The following is a 22727-nucleotide window of genomic DNA, read 5'->3' on the forward strand; positions in this document are numbered from 1 at the left end:
AGGAAAAATATGAAAAGAATAATGATTTTAGCTTTAATCACTTTTTTGACAAATGTTTGGGCACAAACACCTGCTGAAGAAGTACAAACTAAATTAAATGCAATCCGTAGTATGAGTGCAGGTTTTGATCAGATTGTAACTGCTGGTAAGCGTGAAGTTTCTCAATCTTCAGGTAAAATGGCTCTGGTTAGGCCAGGCCGGTTTCGCTGGGAAACCAAAAGCCCCTTAGAACAACTGGTTGTTGCAGACAGTAAGCGTCTATGGGTCTATGATGTTGATTTAGAGCAGGTCACAGTTAAAAAACAGGAACCGGGTTTAGGCGGAACGCCAGGTCTTTTTTTAAGCGGTTATGATAATAGCGTGACTCGTGACTTTGATGTAACAACAAAAGATAAAAAGGGAATAAGAACATATATTTTAAAAGCTAAGTCACCTAAAGAAAATTTTCAAACAGTGCAGTTAACATTTAATGGTGATGCATTAAGTGTCATTGAATTTTTTGATCAGCTTGGGCAACACACTATTGTTAAATTAAAAAATGTACAAACCAATCCGCCTTTAGCAAATAAACTATTCCAATTTAAACCGCCTAAGGGTGTAGATATCGTTGAGCAATAATTAATAATGGATCAACAAGTCATACCATTAGCGGAGCAATTAAGGCCTAAGCACTGGAATGAAGTCATTGGACAGGCGCACTTATTAGGCCCGGGTAAGCCTTTACGTTTAGCTTTCGATTCTGGTAAGCCCTATTCCATGATTTTCTGGGGACCTCCAGGCGTTGGTAAGACGACTTTAGCGCGATTAAGTGCTCAGGCCTTTGATTGCGAGTGGATAGCACTTTCGGCAGTATTAGCAGGAGTTAAAGATATTCGAGCAGCGATTGAACAGGCTCAAATCAATTTAACCAAGCATCGGCAAACCCTACTTTTTATTGATGAAATTCATCGTTTTAATAAATCGCAACAAGATGCCTTATTACCCTATACTGAATCAGGTTTATTAACCTTTATAGGAGCAACCACGGAGAATCCTTCTTTTGAAGTAAATTCTGCATTGCTTTCTAGAGCGCAAGTTTATGTGCTTAAGCCTCTAACTAATGAAGAACTTGGTTTATTAGTGCAAAGAGCACAAGAAAAAGTTTTTCCTTATCTCAAATTTGAAACTAAAGCATTAGATTTTGTTATTCACTATGCTGACGGCGATGCGCGTCGACTTCTTAATCTTTTAGAGCAAATTAATACAGCTGCAAAAATGGAAGGTATTAATGAAGTGACACTTTCCTTTTTACAGAATGTTTTAGCACCTAGTGGCCGACGTTTTGATAAAGGAGGAGAAAATTTTTATGATCAAATTTCTGCTCTGCATAAATCAGTTCGGGGATCAAATCCTGATGCGGCCCTTTATTGGCTAACTCGCATGCTAGATGGCGGCGTTGATGCCCGCTACTTAGCAAGACGAATTATACGAATGGCCTGGGAAGATATTGGACTTGCAGATCCGCGCGCTATGCAATTAGCAAATGATGCAGCGCTAACCTATGAACGATTAGGTTCACCTGAAGGTGAGCTTGCTTTAGCCGAAGCTGTTATCTATCTTGCTTTAGCACCAAAAAGTAACGCTGCTTACATTGCATATAAACAAGCACTTGATTTTGTAAAAAAAGATAAATCGCGAGAAGTTCCTTATCATTTGCGTAATGCGCCTACTGCTTTAATGGATAAGCTAGGATATGGTCACCATTATCGCTATGCACATGATGAGCCCTTTGGCTATGCAGCTGGTGAGACTTATTTACCCGAAGGTCTTACTAATCTTAATTGGTATAAGCCAGTCGATAGAGGCTTAGAAGTAAAACTCAATGAAAAAATGGCTTTTTTAAAATCACTAGACAACGAATATAAACATAAAAATAATAAATCAAAAAAATAAATTCTCTTACCTAGCGCTTCGCTTAAATATCCTATAACTTATTTAGGGTAGTTTTAAAGTTAAGTAGCCGCGTGTGGGAAAAATGAAACTGCTAATAAGGTTTTCTTCACGCCTACGTTCCACGGCTTGTCCGCGGGATCCAGTGATGTGGTTAGATCTTTGATTTTGTGAACAAGTCATGGACGTAAGCAAGTAGAGATCATAGAAACTAGTGAAGGTCAAAATTACAGTAAATTATAAAGGATAATAATAAATTAAGGATGAATAACTTACACCATGAAATATGTCAGCGCTTGCCTTGTGGACTAGTGGTGATAAATGCACAAGGTGTGGTTGTATGGTTTAATCATATGGCAGAAGATTTACTAGGAGATGAATTAGAAGGTGCGATATGGTTAGACGTTATTAAGCGCTCTTTTGCTCCTAAAGAAGATGATGGCTATGAGGTATCTTTAGTTGACGGTCGACGAATTAGCGTGGCTATTTCCTCACTAAATAGCCTACCAGGTGAATTGGTAACGCTAACCGATTTAACAACTACGAGACAATATGAGCAAGAAAAAGCCGAATATAGCCGCTTTTTAGCTCTAGGGAGAATGACGGCTCAACTTGCCCATCAAATTCGCACGCCCTTGTCCTCAGCAATACTTTATACAGAGCATTTATTAAATTCGGCTATAGCACAAGCTCGGATGGCTAAATGGATAATGTCGATTCAAGCTTGCCATGCTAGTATTGAAAAGCAAGTTCAAGACTTATTATCTTTTGCGCGTGGTGAAGCAATTGAACTTGCTAATGTTAATGTTTCTGAATGGGGAAAGGAATTAGAAAAAAGGATTTATTCTTTAGCGCTACCGCCAACTTTAAAGTTAATTATTGACAATCAGCTGGGAACAGGCTCTTATTGTTTACATACTGAATCTCTAATAGGAGCAATTTTAAATCTTATTACGAACGCAATACAAGCTGGTGCAAGTTGTATTGAACTTACACTAAGTTATATTAAAAATAATTTAGAAATCAGTATTAAAGATAATGGCTGTGGGATGACAGAATCAGTAAAAGCACAGGCATTTGCTCCTTTCTTCACAACAAAAGCAGAAGGTACAGGCTTAGGATTAGCGGTAGTAAAAGCGGTAGTTAAGGCCCATCATGGAGATATTAGACTTGAATCCTCTCCAGGACAGGGATGTTGTATACAAATAAGTCTTTCTCAATAGCTCGCTAATGAGCTATTTGCCAACAACATTAGTAAAAGGAATTCCAATGATGAATGGCGTATTAATTGTAGAAGATGATCCTGTATTACGTGAAGCACTTGCTGAAACAATGAATTTAGCAGGACATTCTTATTTGGCCGCTAAAGATGGTAAAGAAGCGTTAGCCATGCTAGAACAATATAGCCCTGCTGTTGTGCTCACAGATATACGCATGGATAAACTCGATGGTCAACAATTACTTAACGAAATTCAGCGTCGCTCACCAGGCATGCCTGTTATTTTAATGACAGCTTATGGATCAGTTGAGGATGCTGTAAAAGCAATGCAACAGGGCGCAGTTGACTATCTAGAGAAACCATTTAGCGCACATAAACTTACCGAGAAAATTAACCTCTATATTGGTGCTACCTCTTTTGATGACGATAAAGAGCCTATTGCCAAAGATCCTAAAAGCCAAGCATTACTTTCTATGGCACTGCGAGTTGCTCAATCTGATGTAGGCGTGATGATTACAGGTGAAAGTGGGACAGGTAAAGAGGTACTTGCTCATTTTATTCATGATCATTCTGCTCGCAGACAGCAGCCTTTTATTGCTATTAATTGCGCTGCTATTCCTGAGCAAATGCTTGAAGCAACTTTATTTGGTTATGAAAAGGGCGCTTTTACAGGTGCTTATAAATCAACACCAGGTAAGTTTGAGCAAGCACAAGGTGGTACAATTTTATTAGATGAAGTCAGTGAGATGAGTTTAAGTCTGCAGGCTAAACTGTTGCGGGTCATTCAAGAAAAAGAAGTCGAACGTATTGGCGCAAACAAGCTCATTGATTTAGATGTTCGAGTACTGGCTACCAGTAATAGACAACTATTAGAAGAAGTAAGATTAGGACGCTTTCGAGAAGATTTATATTACCGTTTAAATATTTTTCCACTACATTGGTTACCCCTAAGAGAGCGAATTTATGATATTATACCTTTGGCGAATTATCTAATCCGTCGTCACTGTAAAGGAAAATCATTAAAAGTTCCTTTATTAAGTGAAGAGGCTATTCAATTGTTTTTAGATTATTCTTGGCCGGGAAATGCCAGAGAATTAGATAATGTAATACAGCGAGCCTTAGTGTTACAAACGAATGGTATAATAAATCCTACTCACTTGCAGTTGTCTACGTTAGGAACAGTTAGGCCTACGTCATTTGATGGTATTAAGATGAAAAATTTACAAGAGCATGAGTTTGAGATCATTGCCGAGACTTTAAAAGCGCACGACGGTAATCGCCAGCAGGCTGCTGCCATTTTAGGAGTCAGTGAGCGTACTCTGCGCTATAAGTTAGCAAAAATGCGGGAAGAAGGGTATGTTGTTTAACAAGAGCCTTATTTTAATAAAATAGTCTAAGCAATAGGATTGCTTAGGCTATATTTCTTTATAATTTATTTTACTATGTTTTCAAGTCTAAAATCGTTTTTATTTAAATTTTTCAAGCGTTGCTGGATAATTTTTGCAGTTTGTATTATTGCTGTAGCTCTAATGTCAAGTATTTTTCGTGCTTTAACGCCTTGGGCTAAACAGTATAAACCTCAGCTTGAGCAGCGTCTAACCACACTTTTAGGTGAACCTGTTACGATTCAACGAATGGAAACAGGCTGGTTTTGGTTTGAACCTGTCATTAAATTAAAAAATATTAATATTCGGAGTGCGCATAGCGTCATTCATTTAAAAAAATTATTAGTTGGTATTAATCTTTTTGAATCACTTTGGCATTGGCAACTCCAGCCAGGAATTTTGTATGTTGAAGATCTCAATTTAACTTTGCGTCAGTTAAACGATCAATGGCAAGTAGAAGGTTTAACCAACATTAATAAAAATAATACAGTGCTTAGTAATGTCGCTCATGCACCTATTTTAGCGTGGATTTTTGAGCAAAAGAAAATTATTATTAAAAATCTTAACCTACAAGTTTATTTACACGATAAAACTCTTATACCCTTAAGGCAGTTTAACTTAACAATTACTAATCAATCAGGTCAATATGCCGTTAAAGGCAATGCCTACCTTGCCCAAAAGCCCCTTACTTCTTTTGAATTACTAGCGAAAATGCAGCTAGATCCTTATAGATTAGATAAAGCACAAGGGCAGGCTTTTTTTGCTGTAAAACACTTACAACTTACGCAATGGGATGCATTTTTACCGCCATCAAGAATGCAGTTACAAAATGGGAAAGCAAATCTTTTATTATGGCTCGATTGGCAAGCAGGTCATTTAAAACAAATTCAAAGTAAGTTTGAACTAAAGAAATTGGATTGGCAGGATAAACAAACGCGAGTTGAACAAAATCTTCCTTATTTTACGGCTAATCTAGCTTGGAATCCTACAAAATCTGGCTGGCAGCTTGCTGGCAATAATATAAAAATGCAATTAGGGGATGTGAAGTGGCCTGATAATGAATTCTTAATCGGTTATAAGCGAAGCGATCAGACCTTTGATGTCTATATTAAAAATCTTATTTTAGAATCCCTATTACCCATAGTTCCTAGTTGGCCTAATCAATTTAGCCCCATTCTCGCTGTTATGCCACAAGGTTTCTTACAAGATACACGTATAACATTAAAAAATCATGATCCTTTACTGTTATTAACTAAATTTAATCATCTAGGTTGGTTAGCACAGAAAGCAATACCGGGCGTACAAAACTTAGCAGGCTATTTGTATTGGACACCGAGCAAGGGTAGCTTAAAGTTTGATAGTCATCAGTTAACTTTAAATTTTCTTTCTAAGCCCTCAATTAAACTTAGTCAATTAAATAGTTCTCTTAATTGGGAAGCGCTAGAAAAAGGTTTGCAGATTAATTTAGAGCATTTCATATTAACAAAGCCAGATTTAAAAGTTAATGCACAAGGAAATATAAGTAATATTACTAGTCAGTCAACGGGACAGGTTGATTTAAATGCTCAAGTTATGGCTAATAATGCGGAGCAATGGCTAAAATACCTGCCTGCAAAATATATGAAACACAAATTAGATCGTTGGCTTAAGCAGGATATTAAACAGATTAAACAAATGATTGCCCAAATTTCTATTCATGGTTTAGCTTCTGATTTCCCTTTTGATGGGAAGCCGGGTGAGTTTACAATCAAAAGCTATCTAGACGGGGTGGATTTACGTTTTGCACCACATTGGCCTTTGTTAAGCGATATTCAGGGTTATTTAAATATAAATAAACGTTTACTAGAGACTAATATTAAACACGCCAAGACAAACAATATCATTATTAAAGATGTTAACTTACAAATTCCAAATATTGGTTTAAATAAAGAAGCATTATTAGTAAGGACGACGATTAATACCGCAGCTGATAAGGCGTTAGCCTATGTTCGTTCATCTCCTTTAAAGAAAAAATTATCAGCTCTGAAAATTTTACAGATGGCAGGCGATGTAGCCTTAGATTTGCAATTAGAAATTCCTTTTTACATCTCACCTGAACATGATCATGTTCTAGTACTAGGCAATTTGGTTTTTAATAAAAACCATGTGGCTGTCAATCATATTATTAATAACATTAGACTGGATAATCTAGTAGGCTCCTTACAATTTGATGAGAAGGGTATTTTAAATAGCAGTCTTAATGCAGTGATTATGAATTATCCTATTAATTTGGCAATTCAATCGGTTCGCTATCCTAATCCCTATACGGAGATAAAAATTGCAGCGACTACAACGAGTGATGTTTTAAGAAAAAAGTTTAAATTACCTTGGCTCTCATTATTAGAAGGTGAAGTAAACTTAGAAGGTATTTTAACGCTGACCAATGATCCTAACGATCTTGATCATTTGCAAATTAAAACCTCGCTTTCAGGCATGGCAATTAATCTTCCACCGCCAGTGGGAAAAGTAGCTTCTGCTTTAGCGCCATTAACAATTGATGTTAACTTTAATCCACAAAAAGCGTTACGTTTGCGAATTGCCTATGACAATAAACTTAATAGTGATTTATGGTTTTCCTGGTTAAATAATAAATTTCTTCTAGAAAGAGGCGAGGTTCGCTTAGGTCAGGGCCAAGCCCTTTGGCAAGAACGTTCAGGGGTACAAATAATAGGTACAATAGATAAGTTTGATCTAGAACAGTGGAAAAATGCCTTGGCAAAGATATCTTTTAATAACGCAAGCTCTAATAGTATTCCTATTAATTCAATTAATCTTTTATTAAAACAAGCAATCTTAGGTAATCACAATTATCCTAATCTAAAAATAGAGGCTACAAAGTTAAGTAATAATGAATGGGCTATAGGCTTAAATCAACAACAAATAGCAGCTAAGTTACGTTATCAGCTAAACAATAACAATCTAAGTGGTACTATTTCTAAATTAAAAATTGATAAAACTTCATCATTTCGAGCGAACCAGTTATCATCTATAAAGATAAAACAAGTTCCAAACTTAGATTTAATTATTGAACAATTACAATTTAATCGCTTAAATTTGGGCAGAGCAGCCATTAAAGCAATAGTCAAAGATGATGTCTTATATCTCGACTCTTTTAATTTAAAAACACCAGAGTATACCTTACAAGCACAAGGGAATTGGTATCAAACAGCAAAAAGCAATCTGACTACTTTACAAGGTTTAATGCAGATTAATAATCTAGCGAAAGCCTTGCATCGTTTGAAAATGAGTCCAGCAGTCGAAGCACGCCAAGGAAAGTTAAATTTTAAGGGGCATTGGCCGGGTGGTTTTCAAGATTTTTCCTTAAAAAACCTGAAAGGTGATTTATCTATTTACCTTAAAAATGGTCGTATTACGAATCTTAGTCCGGAAACAGAGGAAAAATTAGGTGTTGGTAAACTATTAAGCGTTCTAAGTCTGCAAACAATCCCACGGCGCTTAAAATTAGATTTTAGTGATTTAGCGCAAGATGGTTATAGTTTTGATGAATATAGAGGTATATTTGAAATTCATGAGGGCATTATGTCTACCGGGCAAAGTCATATCGATGGGCCCGTAGCCTATGCAAGCATGAAAGGCAGTCTTGATATCATAAATCAGCGCTATAATTTAGATTTAGAAATTGTGCCTCATATCACAGCAAGTTTACCTGTTGTTGCAACAATTGCCGGGGGGCCTGTTATTGGCATAGCTACATGGGTAGCAAGTAAGATTATTAATCATGGTATGCAGAAGATAAGTGGCTATACTTATAAAATTTCCGGATCATGGAAATCACCTGTTGTAGAGCAGATGAGTATTATTAAAAAAGTAAACTTAGCGTATAACAGATTTCTAAGTTAAGAATGAGTATAGGATGAATTAAATTGACTTTTTAAGTGTTGGTATTAATTGTTAAATTTAATGCGCTAATAAAATAGGATAATTCTATGTGGGGTATGCTTTTAAAGCGTTATTGGCAAGTTGCCATTTTTAAAGAAACGCCAGCGAACACACCTTATTCTTTCCTTTTGTTAGGTTTGGTTAGCTTAATTTATCTAATTATTTTACTTATTCAATGGACTATTGCGGATGTAAAAGGCACTTACAGTCTCACAAATTCTATCTTTACCGGAATTGCTCTTTTGCTGTCTTTTGGTATTTATACAAAAATAATTCTTTACTTATACAAAAAGGGCAATCGATTTGTACAAACAGTAATATCCTTATTAATGAGTAACTTAATTATCCATTGCTTGGCTTTTCCTCTTTTACTTACGACTTCTTATTTTTTGCAAGCTGATATCAAGCAAACCAATATGTTATTATTTACATTTATTTATATAATTAGCACGTTAGTATTAAGTATTTGGCAGTTTCTAGCTATAGCACATATTTATCGTTGTGCTTTAGAATTAAGTTTTTTTGCTGCAATGTTAGTTAGTTTTGGTTTGTTGGCAACGAATATTTTAACTGTTTCAATTTGGCGATGAGAAAAATGCATTTACATATTTTAGGAATTAGCGGCACATTTATGAGCGCGTTGGCTTTACTAGCACGTGATGCTGGTCATCAAGTAACAGGGTGTGACGCTAACTGTTATCCGCCTGTAAGTGATTTATTAGAAGCAAAAGGAATTCCATGGTCTGAAGGATATGAAGACTCTACCGAAGCTTTAAAAGCTGATGTTGTTATTGTTGGTAATGCTATTAAAAGAGGCATGCCTGTATTAGAAGCTGTATTAAATGCGGGTAAAAATTATACCTCTGGGCCACAATGGCTTGCAGAAAATATTTTACCTCGTTTTCGTGTTTTAGCAGTTGCAGGAACGCATGGTAAAACAACAACTACATCTATGTTAGCTTATATTTTAGATCAAGCGGGCTTAAATCCTGGTTTCTTAATTGGAGGCGTTGCACCTAACTTTAATACGAGTGCTAATTTAGGCCAAGGTGAATGGTTTGTTATTGAGGCGGATGAATATGATAGTGCTTACTTTGATAAGCGGCCAAAGCTTATGCACTACCGGCCTGAAATTGCCATCCTTAATAATTTAGAATTTGATCACGCTGATATCTATGCAAACTTAGAAGCAATACAGCAGCAATTTCATTATTATTTAAAAACAATTCCTAGCAAAGGTATAATTATCAAACCGAGAGATGATGCAGCTCTAAATACTGTCATTGCACATGGAGTGTTTTCAAATTTAGAAGACACCGCTCTAGATGGAAAAGCAAATTGGCGTGCTGAAATATTAGATGAAAGTGGCTCTGCATTCCGAGTCCTGTATAAGCAAGAAGAAATAGCACAAATCACTTGGCCTTTAATTGGTCGATTCAATGTGGAAAATGGTTTGACAGCAGTGGCTGCAAGCTATCATGCTGGTGTAAAGCCAGAAGTGGCGGCTCGTGCACTTGCTTCATTTAAACCGGTCAAAAGACGACTTGAGGTCAGAGCTAATCAGTATGATGTTACTGTTTATGATGATTTTGCACACCATCCGACAGCTATTTCTAAAACGATTCAAGCTTTACGCCAAAGTAAGCGTCATAAACGTATTTTTGTGGTTTTAGAATTTGCTTCATATACTATGCGTTCAGGCGTCCATGCAGAAAGTATGGCTAAAGCATTAGCGCAGGTGGATAATGCATTTATATTAAGCCCAGAGCAGTTTGATTTATCAAGTTTAGCTAAAGATTGGACTTGTACTTTCAAAATTTTACCTAATACGCAGGCCATTATTGATGCTGTTGTGCAATGTGTTGCGCCAGGTGATGCTGTCGTTGTGATGAGTAATCGTGGTTTTGATAACATTCATCAACAATTAATTACCAATATTGCTAGCCGATTTACTATGGAAGAAAAATTTTCTGTTTAGATAATATTTAGAGCACGTTAACAATTTATCTGCTGCGTCTACGGTACTGCAATTCCTAGGCTTACGTGCTGTGATTTCTATTCCTACGTGTAATTATTAACACACTCTAATTAGGAGGTTAGATTTATAGTTACTTAGCGTCTCCTTGCAAATTATGTTATACATTGTTATAAATAAATAGACAGGTAGATCGAGTAACGATCTACAAACTTTCTTGAATAAGTCTAGTATTCCGCATTTTGTAGCTGCAAAAAGTTCAAGAAAGTAAAAGAATAAATTCTATTTAAGATTTAACCTTAGGCTACATGCTTGCATGTTCTATAGCGTCGCCCACTAAGTTTTAGACAAGGCGCAAGTGAGCGAGGCGAAGGAGTGTACAACTAAGTACATGACTGAGCCGAGCAAGCTTGCAACGAAGTATAAAGCTTAGTAGGTGGCGCTATACTAGTGCAAGTAATGACTTGCGGAGGAAATCTAATATGCTAACCTTTGCTCAGTTGCAGCAGAAAGCGGAGTTTTTACCCCTAAAGCTGTGCAACTCGTATGGTAAGCTAGGTACATTAGGTGGTCTTTTTTGTTCTTGTCTTCCTTTTCTTCCTTCTCAACTCTTTCAAGATGCTTCTCTAATTCAAAATGTAGCTAAAAGTCTAAATTATTATACTGTACTAGAGAAGGAAAAATTAGCAGTACTGCAAGGCGCTTATCTTTATATTTGGGAGCGCTATCAAAATTCACTACAAAAAGTGCTGAATAAGCCACTTTTAGACACCTTAAGGGCTCATTTAGAGATTGATTCAATAGAAAAACTAGATAAAGATATCTATGAAGAGAGCTATCAAGCGCTAGATGATTTTTGTAATTGGGTATATCGTAATCGATCTCATCCTGAACTAGGCGAATTGTATCGAGCTTTTCCTAATGATATGCAAGCAAACATTCAAATGCGCAATTATCAGCCGCAAGAGGATGATACTTCATCATGGGGTTACACCATAACAAGCTTATTGAAGAATATAGGAATTAATAGGTTATTTTAAGGAGAGCATATGCCATATGACGCCCCAGATTACACTTTCTTGAAAAATACAACTGATAAATTACAACAATCGTTTGCGCAATTAACTAAGCGGTATACTTCTCCTGCCTATCCACTTTTAAGAGAGAAATTTCTAAAGTTAGAGGATTTATATAAAAAGAAATTAAAAGAAAAAGAAAAAAAGCGATGGATAAAATGCGCACCTGATAAAATTAGGCTTGAGCAAATTGGTTGTATAACTCAATTAGCTAGTAATATGCCAAATGAGCAAATAGCTCGTAATAAAGAAGAAATTCTTGAAAGGGCGAAGTCTATTTTGATAGGTTCTGGCTTATATCGTTATTCACGTATTACTAACTCTTATAAAATGCTGTTTGGTTTTTTTGGTGAAGCGCAGGAAAATAGTGCATTGAATATGGCTCTTCACGACATATTAGGTTTGTCTGATGATAACAATATGGATCCCTTAACTTGGGCAAGTTGTTGTAGTGATTACCGGGAGTATCTATTAAAAGATGATAATTACACGAGTTACAGCTACATTAATAATGATCCAGATTTTTTTTCTAACTTAGAAAAAATGATTGTAAGAGAACAAATAAAAGCGCAGCCAATGATTAAACAGCTACAATATATTTTATTTATCCAGTCTACACTTAAAATGCTCGATTCTTATCCTCAAAAATTAACGCAACTTGCTAATAAGTTAAAAACATTTTTAATTGGCCAAAAAGCAAAGATTAACTATCCGGTAGATAAGGCAAGGCTCTTAAACTATTTAAAAACCCTTAAAGCTGAAAATGATTTATATAATATATTTAATCAATTTCTGCCTGAGAGTTATCATATTACATTGATAGAGGCTAATTTAGTCGCGGTTGACGATAACGGAGCGAAGGAGTTGGAAGCTGATATATCTGAAAGAATTACTGTTTACTGCCAATATGCTTTGCTTGCAGCTTATATCTTGGTTTTAACCAAAATAAATGAAATGCAAAAATTAGATGGACCATTTGTAAATTCAGCCGAATATAACGAAAAAAAACTTATTGAAGACTTAAAAAAAGCTTTAAAATTTGCTATTTCCGAGCAAGATAATAATCAACTAGATGATGATACTCGTAATCTGGCTTTAACTTCGTTACAGGTTTTTATTGATTTGAATGACCAAGCTGTCATTAATGCTGAAGCTTGGGGCGGGTTTGATTTATTTAAAGGTGAATTACATCGGCAGTTAGTAAATGTAAGGCATCGTTTAAGTGAGCCTAGTGAAACCCATGCACCAGTAGCCTCTGTTATGTAAATAAAATTAGAGCTCTATTAAATCCTAGGGCTGTTTTTTAACCTAATTAGTCAAAATAAAAAGTTCTACGTTATCCACAAAAACTGTGGATAACGTTGTGTGGAATATGTTTAATGGCTGAATATTAAAATATGTAGCGTCGCCTACTAAGCTTTAGACAAGGCGCAAGTGAGCGAGGCGAAGGCGTGTAAAACTAAGTACATGACTGAGCCGAGCAAGCTTACAACGAAGTATAAAGCTTAGTAGGTGGCGCTATAAATAATTAAATCCTTGTTTCAGACAATAAATATATTATAAATCAAAGCCCTATTTAGGAGCCTCTTAAATTTTGTTAAAAATTTATTCATTCTTTCATTAAAAATCTACTCCAAGCGCTATACTATTAATAAAAAAGCAAGGAATATCTATGGATAAATATCAAGACCGACAAGCTGCCGGTAAAGTTCTTGCTAAGCATTTAAAGGAATATGCCAATAAAGCTAATACTATAGTATTAGCACTTCCTCGAGGTGGCGTTCCAGTTGCGTACGAAATAGCAAGTGCTTTAAATTTGCCCCTAGATGTTTTTCTAGTTAGAAAGCTAGGCGTGCCTTGGCACAAAGAATTAGCAATGGGCGCTATCGCCTCTGGTGGCTGTAAGTTTTTTAACCAAGAAGTAATAGAATCATTAGAAATATCGCAAGATGATATCGATAAGACTCTCATTAAAGAAGAAAAAGAACTAAAACGGCGTGAAGTACTTTACCGCGACAATCGAGCATTTCCTAGCTTTTATAATAAGACTATTATTTTGGTTGATGATGGTATTGCTACAGGCTCTACAATGCGAGCAGCAATTAAAGCTTTAAAAAATAGAAAGCCGGCTAATATATTAGTTGCCGTTCCTGTTGCAGCCTTATCAACGTTTAAAGAAATGACAGGTTTAGTCGATCGTGTCATATGCCCCTTAAAGCCTATTCATTTTTATGCAGTTGGAATGTGGTACGCCCACTTCCCACAAATTACAGATACTGAAGTAACAGAATTACTTAGAAAAGCGAACGAAAATTATTTAGCAAATGCTTTATGAGGTAACTTATGGGTTTTCATTCTCTAGATAAAGCGAAGGAAATTACAATACTGACTGCTAATACTACTTTATCCGGCTTTTTATTTGTTCCTAAAGAGGCATTAGGACTTGTTTTATTTGTCCATGGAAGTGGTAGTAGTGCGCATAGTGTTCGTAATCAGTTTGTTGCAAGCTTTTTAAACCAAGCTAATTTAGCTACGTTATTATTTGATTTATTAACACCTCATGAGGAAAAAATTGATAATATTACCCGAGAGTTGCGATTTAATATTTCTTTTTTAGTAAAACGCTTAATTGAAGTTACCCGCTGGAGTATAAAACAGTTCCCTAGCTTAAATTTAGGTTATTTTGGTGCAAGTACGGGGGGTGCTGCAGCGCTTGTTGCAGCAGCAAAAGAGCAAAACCTTATTAAGGCTGTTGTTTCTCGGGGTGGGCGGCCAGATTTAGCAGGTGATTTTTTATCAGAAGTAAAAGCGCCGACCTTACTTATTGTAGGCGGTAAAGACAAAGTAGTTATTGATTTAAATCAATTGGCCCTGGAGCACTTAACTTGCACTAAACAATTAGAAATTGTGCCTGGTGCAACCCATTTATTTGAAGAAAAAGGCGCTTTACCACAAGTCGCTGAGCTCGCAAAAAGTTGGTTTATTACTCATCTATCTACTTAAGCATTACTGGAGGAGACATGGATGCTTATCACAAAGTTATTCAAGCATTAAATGAAGTAATAAAGCCATTGTCAGGTAATAAACAAGATTATTCTGAGCTAATTGAAAGAATTGGTAATAGACGTTTTGTTTTATTAGGGGAAGCAACCCATGGCACTGAAGAATTCTATCAGGCTCGTATAGAAATTACTAAGCGTTTAATCGAAGAAAAAGGATTTATGGCAGTTGCCATTGAGGGTGATTGGCCTGATGCTTATGGCATCCATCGCTATATTCAGGGCAAAGGGGAGATTAAGGACAATGAGAAGTCGTTAAGCCGTTTTCAGCGTTTCCCTACTTGGATGTGGCGAAATACCACAATGCCTCCTTTTATTAAATGGCTGCGTATGTATAACGATAAATTAGCAGCAAATAGGAAAATTGGATTCTATGGACTTGATTTATATAGTTTGAATGCATCAATCACGGCTGTAATTAATTATTTAATGAAAGTCGATCCTAAAGCTGCCAAGCAAGCTATTGAGCGTTATGGTTGCTTTGATTATCAGCGTCTGGACGCGCAATCCTATGGTTATTTGGCTAATTTAGGTATTAAAAAGAAATGTATAAAAGAAGCCTTAGCTGTTTTAGTTGATTTACAGCAAAACGCGTTTGACTATTTACGTCAAGATGGCGTTAATCTTGAAGAGGATTATTTTTTTGCAACTCAAAATGCTCGCATTGTAAAAGATGCTGAAAATTATTATCGCTCCATGTTTGAAGGCTACGCATCATCATGGAATATTCGTGATCAGCATATGGCAGAAACGGTAAATGTTTTAGCTGACTATTTAGAGCGCCGATTTCAAAAACCCGCAAAAATAGTTATATGGGCACATAATTCGCACGTTGGTGATGCACGTGCTACTGAGCGAAATGAGCACGATGAAATTAATATAGGTCAATTAATGAAGGAACAATATGATTTAAGTACTTATTTATTAGGCTTTTCTACCTATGAAGGATTTGTTACTGCAGCTTCAGATTGGGATAAACCTGCAGAATGTAAAAAAATAGTGCCGGGACTTGCAGGTAGCTATGAAGAATTATTTCACCAATTAAATTATAAGGATTTTATTTTATATTTACCAGGGAACGAGCAGTTAAAGCACTTTTTGAAAATTCCTCGCTTACAACGTGCTATTGGCGTGATTTATAGACCAGAAACAGAGCGTTTTAGTCATTACTTTTTTACTCGTCTACCTTATCAATTTGACTGCTTAATTCACTTTGATAAAACGAATGCTTTACAAGAACTTGAAGTAGAGCAAGTAAGTTAATCTAAGTGTAAATACTGAGGCGCTAAAATAAGAGACTATAATTTAAGTACCTTTATTGAAAAATTTACTGAGCAATGCAATGCCATCCATTTATAAACTTGCTTCTATTGTGACAGGCTTTTCAGTGTATATAGGCGTGTAAATGATGGAAAGAAAATTAGGTTATTGGGAAACAATTAAAGTTCTCATGCATGATTTATTTGCTGGAAATGATCTAGTTGTGGTGTCTTTAAAATTAAGAGGAAGCATACAAGCTAACTTACTAAAGCAAGCCTTAAATCTAGGTTTTCAGCGCCATCCATTATTACGCGCTATAATAAGATCCCGGGCGGATGGATATTATTGTTTCAAGTTAGAATTAGATTTTCTGCAAGTTCCTATTCTTATTCTACAGCAAACAAGAGCAAATCAGCCACTTGAAATTATTGAAAGAGAAATGAAAACTCCCTTTCCAGCAGAGCAATGCCTATGGCGTGTTACTTTATTAAAAGCTAAAGAAGATTGTCACTTAATACTATCCTTTCACCATGCCATTTGTGACGGTACTGCTATTTTCGCCTTTATTCATGAACTACTAACTTATTATGACAAGCTAGAGCAGGGGCTAGAGCCTGAATTTAAAGCATTAGAATTATTGAAACCACAGGAAAATTTTCTTCCAAAAAAAATTAACTGGAATAATTACTTAAGGCAAGTAACACGATATCAAGCCACTAATAGAAAAGGTTGGCAATTTGATACACCAGTTTCATTTCAGCAGCGAATACCTAAATTAATTATTAAAAAAATTTCTATAGATTTAATAAATCATTTAGAAAAAGTGTGTAAAAAAAATAAAGTTTCATTAAACTCTTTGTTTAATGCAGCTGCATTAATAACTAAATGTAACTTAGATGGATATCCTTATAATGCAACCTTATGTACATGGGTTAATACTCGAGATTTTTGTGTTCCAACTATAGACCCGCAGAATTTTGGTTATTTCGTGAATTATATTGCTACTAAGCATCGTATTACTAGAAATACTAATATCTGGAATTTAGCAAGAGATTATCATTTAAATCTTAAAAATCGCTTACCCGAATTAGCTGCTTTTCCGGGAACATTTAATTTAAACCAGGCAAAAAAGAACTATAATATGAAATTTTTAGAGAAATCAGATCATTTTCTATACGATTTTACTTTATCCTATCTATCTAAAATACCATTAGCAATGCAGTATGGCTCATTAACTTTGGCGGATCTAACTATAGGTGTAAACATCGTTTCTGGATTTGCCGCTATGGTGCTAGAAATTTTTAATTTTCAGACAGAAGTATCATTCGCTTGCTGTTATGTAGAGCCACTAATTAATAAACAATGGATTGAGGAATATATGTCAAATTTTCAGGATATACTTGTTAGGCAAGAATTCTAAGTATTTTAATAGACTTCTTTCGAAACTCGCTGGAAGGAGTCAAGTTGAGTTGCAGGTTGCGCCAGCGCACAGACAGAACCGGAGTGTACATAGAGTACATGAGGATTCGAGCACTGCCGCGGCCTGCAAATTGGCCATTGCAGTAGAGTTTCCAAAGAAGCCTAATATAGCATTTTCAATGCAGTAGCAATAAAGTTCCTTCCTTAATTCTCATAGTATTAACAAATCCTTTAAGGACTTAAGAAATTAATGAGTAGAGGACATATTTTTAGGTTTTAAAAAGGTCAAATTGGTAATTTTTTGTAAAAAAAGTAAAAAATTAAGAATTTTAATATTGCCTTAATGATAATTTTTTATAATACCATTATTGATAAAAAAATGGGAAATAAAATGTCTGGCTCAGTCAGAAAAAGGTTTAATCAGTTACCCACTATTGACAAGCCTACTTTAAATTCATCAACGCCTCAGATCAAGGTTAGCATTAATAAAGAGCGTCCATTAAGTATACGGTTATTATGGAAAGCAGAGCTTTCGCTAGCAGTAGGCGCCTTTTTTGGCATGCTTGCTGTGATTTGTATTGTCTTTTTACCCATGTCTGCTTTAGTATCTCCTGTCGTTGTTCTATCTACTTTTGTAGCTGCTCTATCAGCTATTACAGCACTAGTTCTTTTAATTATGTCATCTTCTGCAGTCGCTATTAAAGAGGATATGATTATAGAACAAGAACCCCTATCTATATCTCCTCTCGTTGTCGAAGCTAACTATATGGAAGAAGAGGTCGCTTGATTTAAAAATATAGATCTTGCTTAAAAGATAATTCTGTTTTTGTTTCTTTTTGAGGTATTATCGAGTTTATACCAAAGGGAGTGTAGACAGGAGTAAGCTAAGTTGGGTAAATTAAAAAATAAAGTAGCTCTTATTACAGGAAGTACCAGATCTATCGGCTTAGAAATTGCAAAATTATTTACTGCAAAAGGTGCGACAGTTATTATGACTGGGAGAACATCTAAAGAGAAGGGTAAAGAAATTGCTCAATCAGAGGGAATTAACGATTATCTAAATTTAGACGTCTGCTCGGAAAGCGACTGGAAAGATATTGCCCAATATATTGAAAGCAATTACAAGCGTCTAGATATTTTAGTGAATAACGCAGGTATTGATGGGCCTGTTAATGCTAATCGGCCTCAAGATCCAGAGCATTGTACCTTAGAAGATTGGCGTGCTGTCCATGCTGTTAATTTAGATGGAACTTTCCTTGGTTGTAAAATGATGATGCCTTTATTAAAAAGGAGCGAACATGCATCAATTATTAATATGGGCTCTCGTTCAGGTTTGGTTGGTATTCCTTCTAATGCTGCTTATTCATCAAGCAAAGCAGCAATTTTAAATTTTACACGAACTGTAGCAATATATTGTGCAGAAAATGGCTATCCAATCCGCTGTAACACCATTTTACCTGCTGCAATACTAACTGATCTATGGGATTCAGAATTTGGTCATGATGAGTCACGAATGCAGCGTATTCAAAACTATACGCGTACAATTCCTCTAAAAAGGATGGGACAAGCAAGCGAGGTGGCAAAACTTGCTGTTTTCCTAGCTTCTAATGATTCCCTATTTATTACAGGCGCGTATTATACGATTGATGGTGGCATTATGGCAGGTACAGGCTCTTATAATTCAAACCAGATTAATACTGACTCAACACCACTCATTAATTCGCTAACAACACAAAAAAAAGCGGTGAAGCATCAATTAAAAGAGACTACCTCAGAGCAGAGGTTTTTTGAAAGGTCTACTCATAGAGATAAACAATTAAAAGAAGAAAGCCAGTTTCATATCAGCCTTAAATAATAAGGCAAGCTAAATTATGAAATAAGGATGTTGAAAAAGCTTCACTAATTTTATTGTCACTATTAATTAAGTTGGTTAAGTATAATTATACCTATTATTTAAGCAATTATTATTTAAGCCGAAATAATAGATAAGATCTCTTTAATAAACACCATAATTAAGTAATACTCTATTATATTCATTTTAGTTTCTTAACTATTGCTGTATTACGGAACGTATAACCAATTAAATATGAAGAATACGGATAAAAAAAAGGATGTTACTTTAGGCTCAACCATTGCCGCACTAGGCGTTGTCTATGGCGATATAGGTACAAGCCCTTTATACGCACTGCGTGAATCGATAGGTGGCTTGCCTGTCAACGTGGTTGATGTTTTAGGAATCTTATCCTTAATCTTTTGGTCACTTGTTATCATTATTTCAATCAAGTATTTAACAGTTGTTTTCCGGGCGGATAATAATGGTGAAGGGGGAATACTGGCTTTACTTGCCCTCTTAAAACAAAAAAATACTAAACATGAAAAGTTTTTTTATCTATTAGCAATTTTTGGCGCTGGCTTACTTTTAGGTGACGGTATGTTAACGCCCGCTATTTCTGTTACTTCTGCGGTTGAGGGTTTAAAGACATTCGCACCTGAGCTTGATGAGTACATCTTGCCTATTTCACTTTCTATTCTTTTTGTACTATTTATGGTTCAGGAAAAAGGCACAGGTAAGATAGGTGCAATATTTGGCCCTATTATTTTTATCTGGTTTATTACCATTGCTGTCTTAGGTACAGTGCAAATAATTAAAAACCCTAGTGTTTTGCGTGCAGTCAATCCTTATTATGCTTGTCATTTTTTAATGAGCTCAGGTTGGCAAGGTTATTTTTTACTAGGGGGTGTTTTTCTAGTTGTGACGGGAGGAGAGGCTCTCTATGCTGATATTGGCCATTTTGGTAAAAACTCAATTCGTATAAGTTGGTTTAGTGTAGTTTTTCCTAGCCTAATTTTAAATTATTTTGGCCAAGGGGCTAATTTATTGATTAATCCTGATGCCATTAGTAATCCATTTTTTATGATTGCTCCTACCTGGTTTGGAATACCGCTTTTAGTTATTGCAACTCTTGCAACAATCATTGCTTCACAAGCTGTTATTACGGCAACTTTTTCACTTGCTAAGCAAGCGGTGCTGCTTGGCTTTTGCCCACGCATTTCGATTATTCATACCTCTAAGGAATATCAAGGGCAAATTTATGTGCCTCAAATTAACTTTATCTTAGCCGTAGGTACATTTTTTCTGTTATTAACTTTTAGAAGCTCAAGTAATTTAGCACATGCTTATGGTATTGCTGTTAACTTAGATATGTTGCTAATTAGCTTAATGGTTGCTTATACAGCTTTGCATATTTGGAATTGGTCTTGGGTTAAAGTTCTTTCCATTTTTAGTATCTTTGTTTTTATTGATTTAGCTTATTTAGGCGCTAATTTACATAAATTCTTAACAGGTGGCTGGGTTCCAGTCTCATTTGCTTTAGTAGTAGGCTTTATTATGTATACTTGGAGTAATGGTTTAGAGTATTTAAGGAATAACTTTTATCTTAAGAAAGAAGATTTATCTAAGATACTTAAGCAACTAAATTACAAAACCTTACATCAATTAACCGGGGTTACTTCTATTTTTATTACTGATATTTATGACAAGAGCGGTGGAAGTTTCCTGCATTTCTTGAAACTTAGTCGGGCAATGCCTGAGCATGTGCTCATCGTAAGTTATACTGTAGAAAATATCCCTTATGTGCATTACAGTAGGCGCTATGAGGTTGATTGCCTTAACGAAAAAGTTTGTAAATTAATTTTACACTATGGGTTTATGGATACTATATCAATTCCAGCAGCACTGAATCATGCTAACATTAGACGAGCTTTACCCTTTTTAATAAATGTTGATATTGCTACATTTATAGTTGAAGTCCCAAATATTTTCGCTTCTAAAAAGAAACGTTCGTTGATGTTTCACTTTCAAGAGAAGCTTTTTGAATTTCTAATGCGTAATTATTCAGCGAATTTGAATATCGATTTTTATGATGTTCCCCATAATCGGACAATGGCTATTGGTGCATATTATATCGTCTAAGCTGGTTTATACTTTTATCTCGGCATTGCCGAGATAAGTTTCACTCAACGCCAACTGTGACTTTACCTGTTGTATAAGAGTGTGCTCCAATGCCAGCTAGCTTTCCTCCATTAACCACTAAATAGTCATTACGAATAGGTCGGCCAGCAAACCAGCATTCTAATATTTCTCGAGTTCCTGCTGCATAACGGGTTTGTGCTGACAAAGAAGTCCCTGAGATATGCGGTGTCATGCCATGGTTTGGCATAGTACGCCATGGGTGATTAAAAGGAGCCGGCTGTGGAAACCAAACATCACCAGCATAGCCTGCAATGTGCCCCTTGCTAACTGCTTGTTCAATAGCTGTCGCATCACAAATTTTACCACGCGCTGTATTAATTAAATAAACGCCACGCTTCATCTTCTGAATCAAGGTTTCATTAAATAAATGTTCTGTTTCAGCATGTAGCGGAATATTGATAGTAACCACATCACAAAGTGGTAGCATCGTTTGTAGATCAGCATGATAGACAAGGCCTAACTCACGTTCTTTTTCAAGCGGTAAGCGATGTTTATCGGTATAATGCATTTTAACATCAAATCCTTTAAGTCGTTTCATGACTGCGAGTCCAATACGTCCAGCGCCAACCGAGCCAACAACCATGCCTTCAAGATCATAAGAACGAGTTACACAATCAGCAATATTCCACCCACCATTGACGGCCCACTGATAAGAGGGAATATAATTTCGAACTAGCGTTAGAATAACCATAACAACATGTTCAGCCACACTGATACTATTTGAATAAGTTACTTCAGTAACTGTTATGCCTTTAGCCATTGCGGTTTGTAGATCAATATGATCAGACCCAATTCCCGCAGTAATAACTAGCTTAAGATTCTTGGCTTTTTCTAGCCGCTTTGCGTTTAGATAAGCAGGCCAAAAAGGTTGTGAAATAACAATATCAGCATCGGGTAGTTCTTTTTCAAAAGCAGAATTAGGTCCTTCCTTATCGCTAGTGACAATTAGAGTATGACCTTGCTCTTCAAGAAATTGACGCAATCCCAATTCGCCCGAAACACTGCCTAAAAGTGTGCCTGGCTTAAAATCAATATGACTTGGATTAGGCACTAAAGTGCCATCCGGATAGTGCGTTATAAACGGCAAATCATCACGCGGGTAAGTTGTAGGGTAGCCATTAACAGGATCTTCATAAAGGACGCAAAGTACTTTTGCCATATAGTTCTCCGTAATTAGAATACTCTTGAAAGAGAGAGTAATAGGAATGAAAAATCCTAATCCATGCTAAACATCACGCTCATAATGTCAAGGAAAAGTTATAAAGGTTATTAATTTATGACAGTTTAATATAAGAGGACTATTTTAATCCTACCTACGTTCCGCGACTTGTTCGCGGAATCTAGAATCTCACTATGTCGCTGGATCTCGCGGACAAGCCGCGGGAGGTAGGTGCAGAAGTTTAGGACTAGAACCTTAGGGCCTGATCCCAAGT

The 22727-nt window shown here is 35.9% G+C and carries 17 protein-coding genes; 16 read left to right on the plus strand and 1 reads right to left on the minus strand.

Going from position 1 to position 22727, the window contains the following annotated elements; translation table 11 throughout:
* Window positions 1-9 precede the first annotated feature (9 nt).
* From lolA to ACQUW5_RS07940, 16 genes are all read left to right on the plus strand, one after another.
* A complete protein-coding gene (gene lolA / locus ACQUW5_RS07865; RefSeq protein ID WP_444990686.1) occupies window positions 10-618 on the plus strand; it encodes an outer membrane lipoprotein periplasmic chaperone LolA in 609 nt (202 codons plus the stop codon).
* A gap of 6 nt (window positions 619-624) precedes the next feature.
* Window positions 625-1932 carry a replication-associated recombination protein A gene (locus tag ACQUW5_RS07870; RefSeq protein ID WP_444990687.1) on the plus strand — a complete coding sequence of 436 codons (1308 nt, stop codon included), beginning with the start codon at window positions 625-627 and terminating at the stop codon, window positions 1930-1932.
* A gap of 260 nt (window positions 1933-2192) precedes the next feature.
* Window positions 2193-3152, plus strand: a complete 960-nt coding sequence (locus ACQUW5_RS07875; protein WP_444990688.1) for a sensor histidine kinase — start codon at window positions 2193-2195, stop codon at window positions 3150-3152.
* Between the two features lie 46 nt (window positions 3153-3198).
* Window positions 3199-4515, plus strand: coding sequence for a sigma-54-dependent transcriptional regulator (locus ACQUW5_RS07880; protein ID WP_444990689.1), 1317 nt, complete (start codon window positions 3199-3201; stop codon window positions 4513-4515).
* A 75-nt stretch (window positions 4516-4590) separates the two neighbouring features.
* Window positions 4591-8433, plus strand: coding sequence for a YhdP family protein (locus ACQUW5_RS07885; protein ID WP_444990690.1), 3843 nt, complete (start codon window positions 4591-4593; stop codon window positions 8431-8433).
* Window positions 8434-8519: 86 nt separating this feature from the next.
* Window positions 8520-9062 carry a hypothetical protein gene (locus tag ACQUW5_RS07890; RefSeq protein ID WP_444990691.1) on the plus strand — a complete coding sequence of 181 codons (543 nt, stop codon included), beginning with the start codon at window positions 8520-8522 and terminating at the stop codon, window positions 9060-9062.
* A 5-nt stretch (window positions 9063-9067) separates the two neighbouring features.
* Entirely contained in the window at window positions 9068-10450 is a 1383-nt protein-coding gene (mpl, locus tag ACQUW5_RS07895) for a UDP-N-acetylmuramate:L-alanyl-gamma-D-glutamyl-meso-diaminopimelate ligase (protein WP_444990692.1), read from the plus strand.
* 479 nt (window positions 10451-10929) lie between these two features.
* Window positions 10930-11487 carry a hypothetical protein gene (locus ACQUW5_RS07900; protein WP_444990693.1) on the plus strand — a complete coding sequence of 186 codons (558 nt, stop codon included), beginning with the start codon at window positions 10930-10932 and terminating at the stop codon, window positions 11485-11487.
* Between the two features lie 9 nt (window positions 11488-11496).
* Window positions 11497-12789, plus strand: a complete 1293-nt coding sequence (locus ACQUW5_RS07905) for a hypothetical protein (RefSeq protein ID WP_444990694.1) — start codon at window positions 11497-11499, stop codon at window positions 12787-12789.
* Window positions 12790-13195: 406 nt separating this feature from the next.
* Window positions 13196-13858: a phosphoribosyltransferase gene (locus ACQUW5_RS07910; RefSeq protein WP_444990695.1), complete on the plus strand. Its 663-nt coding sequence runs from the start codon at window positions 13196-13198 to the stop codon at window positions 13856-13858.
* Window positions 13859-13866: 8 nt separating this feature from the next.
* Window positions 13867-14526 (plus strand): dienelactone hydrolase family protein, encoded by a 660-nt coding sequence (locus ACQUW5_RS07915; protein WP_444990696.1) that lies wholly within the window; start codon window positions 13867-13869, stop codon window positions 14524-14526.
* Window positions 14527-14543: 17 nt separating this feature from the next.
* Window positions 14544-15845: an erythromycin esterase family protein gene (locus tag ACQUW5_RS07920; RefSeq protein WP_444990697.1), complete on the plus strand. Its 1302-nt coding sequence runs from the start codon at window positions 14544-14546 to the stop codon at window positions 15843-15845.
* Between the two features lie 142 nt (window positions 15846-15987).
* Window positions 15988-17262 carry a condensation domain-containing protein gene (locus ACQUW5_RS07925; protein ID WP_444990698.1) on the plus strand — a complete coding sequence of 425 codons (1275 nt, stop codon included), beginning with the start codon at window positions 15988-15990 and terminating at the stop codon, window positions 17260-17262.
* A gap of 390 nt (window positions 17263-17652) precedes the next feature.
* A complete protein-coding gene (locus ACQUW5_RS07930; RefSeq protein WP_444990699.1) occupies window positions 17653-18048 on the plus strand; it encodes a hypothetical protein in 396 nt (131 codons plus the stop codon).
* A 102-nt stretch (window positions 18049-18150) separates the two neighbouring features.
* Complete coding sequence (locus tag ACQUW5_RS07935) at window positions 18151-19116, plus strand: SDR family NAD(P)-dependent oxidoreductase (protein ID WP_444990700.1); 966 nt, start codon at window positions 18151-18153, stop codon at window positions 19114-19116.
* 231 nt (window positions 19117-19347) lie between these two features.
* Window positions 19348-21234, plus strand: a complete 1887-nt coding sequence (locus ACQUW5_RS07940; RefSeq protein WP_444990701.1) for a potassium transporter Kup — start codon at window positions 19348-19350, stop codon at window positions 21232-21234.
* A gap of 40 nt (window positions 21235-21274) precedes the next feature.
* Here the strand turns inward: ACQUW5_RS07940 and ACQUW5_RS07945 are convergent, their stop codons facing one another.
* Window positions 21275-22453, minus strand: a complete 1179-nt coding sequence (locus tag ACQUW5_RS07945; protein WP_444990702.1) for an NAD-dependent formate dehydrogenase — start codon at window positions 22451-22453, stop codon at window positions 21275-21277.
* Window positions 22454-22727: the final 274 nt, after the last annotated feature.

The organism is Legionella pelazae (assembly GCF_052527395.1).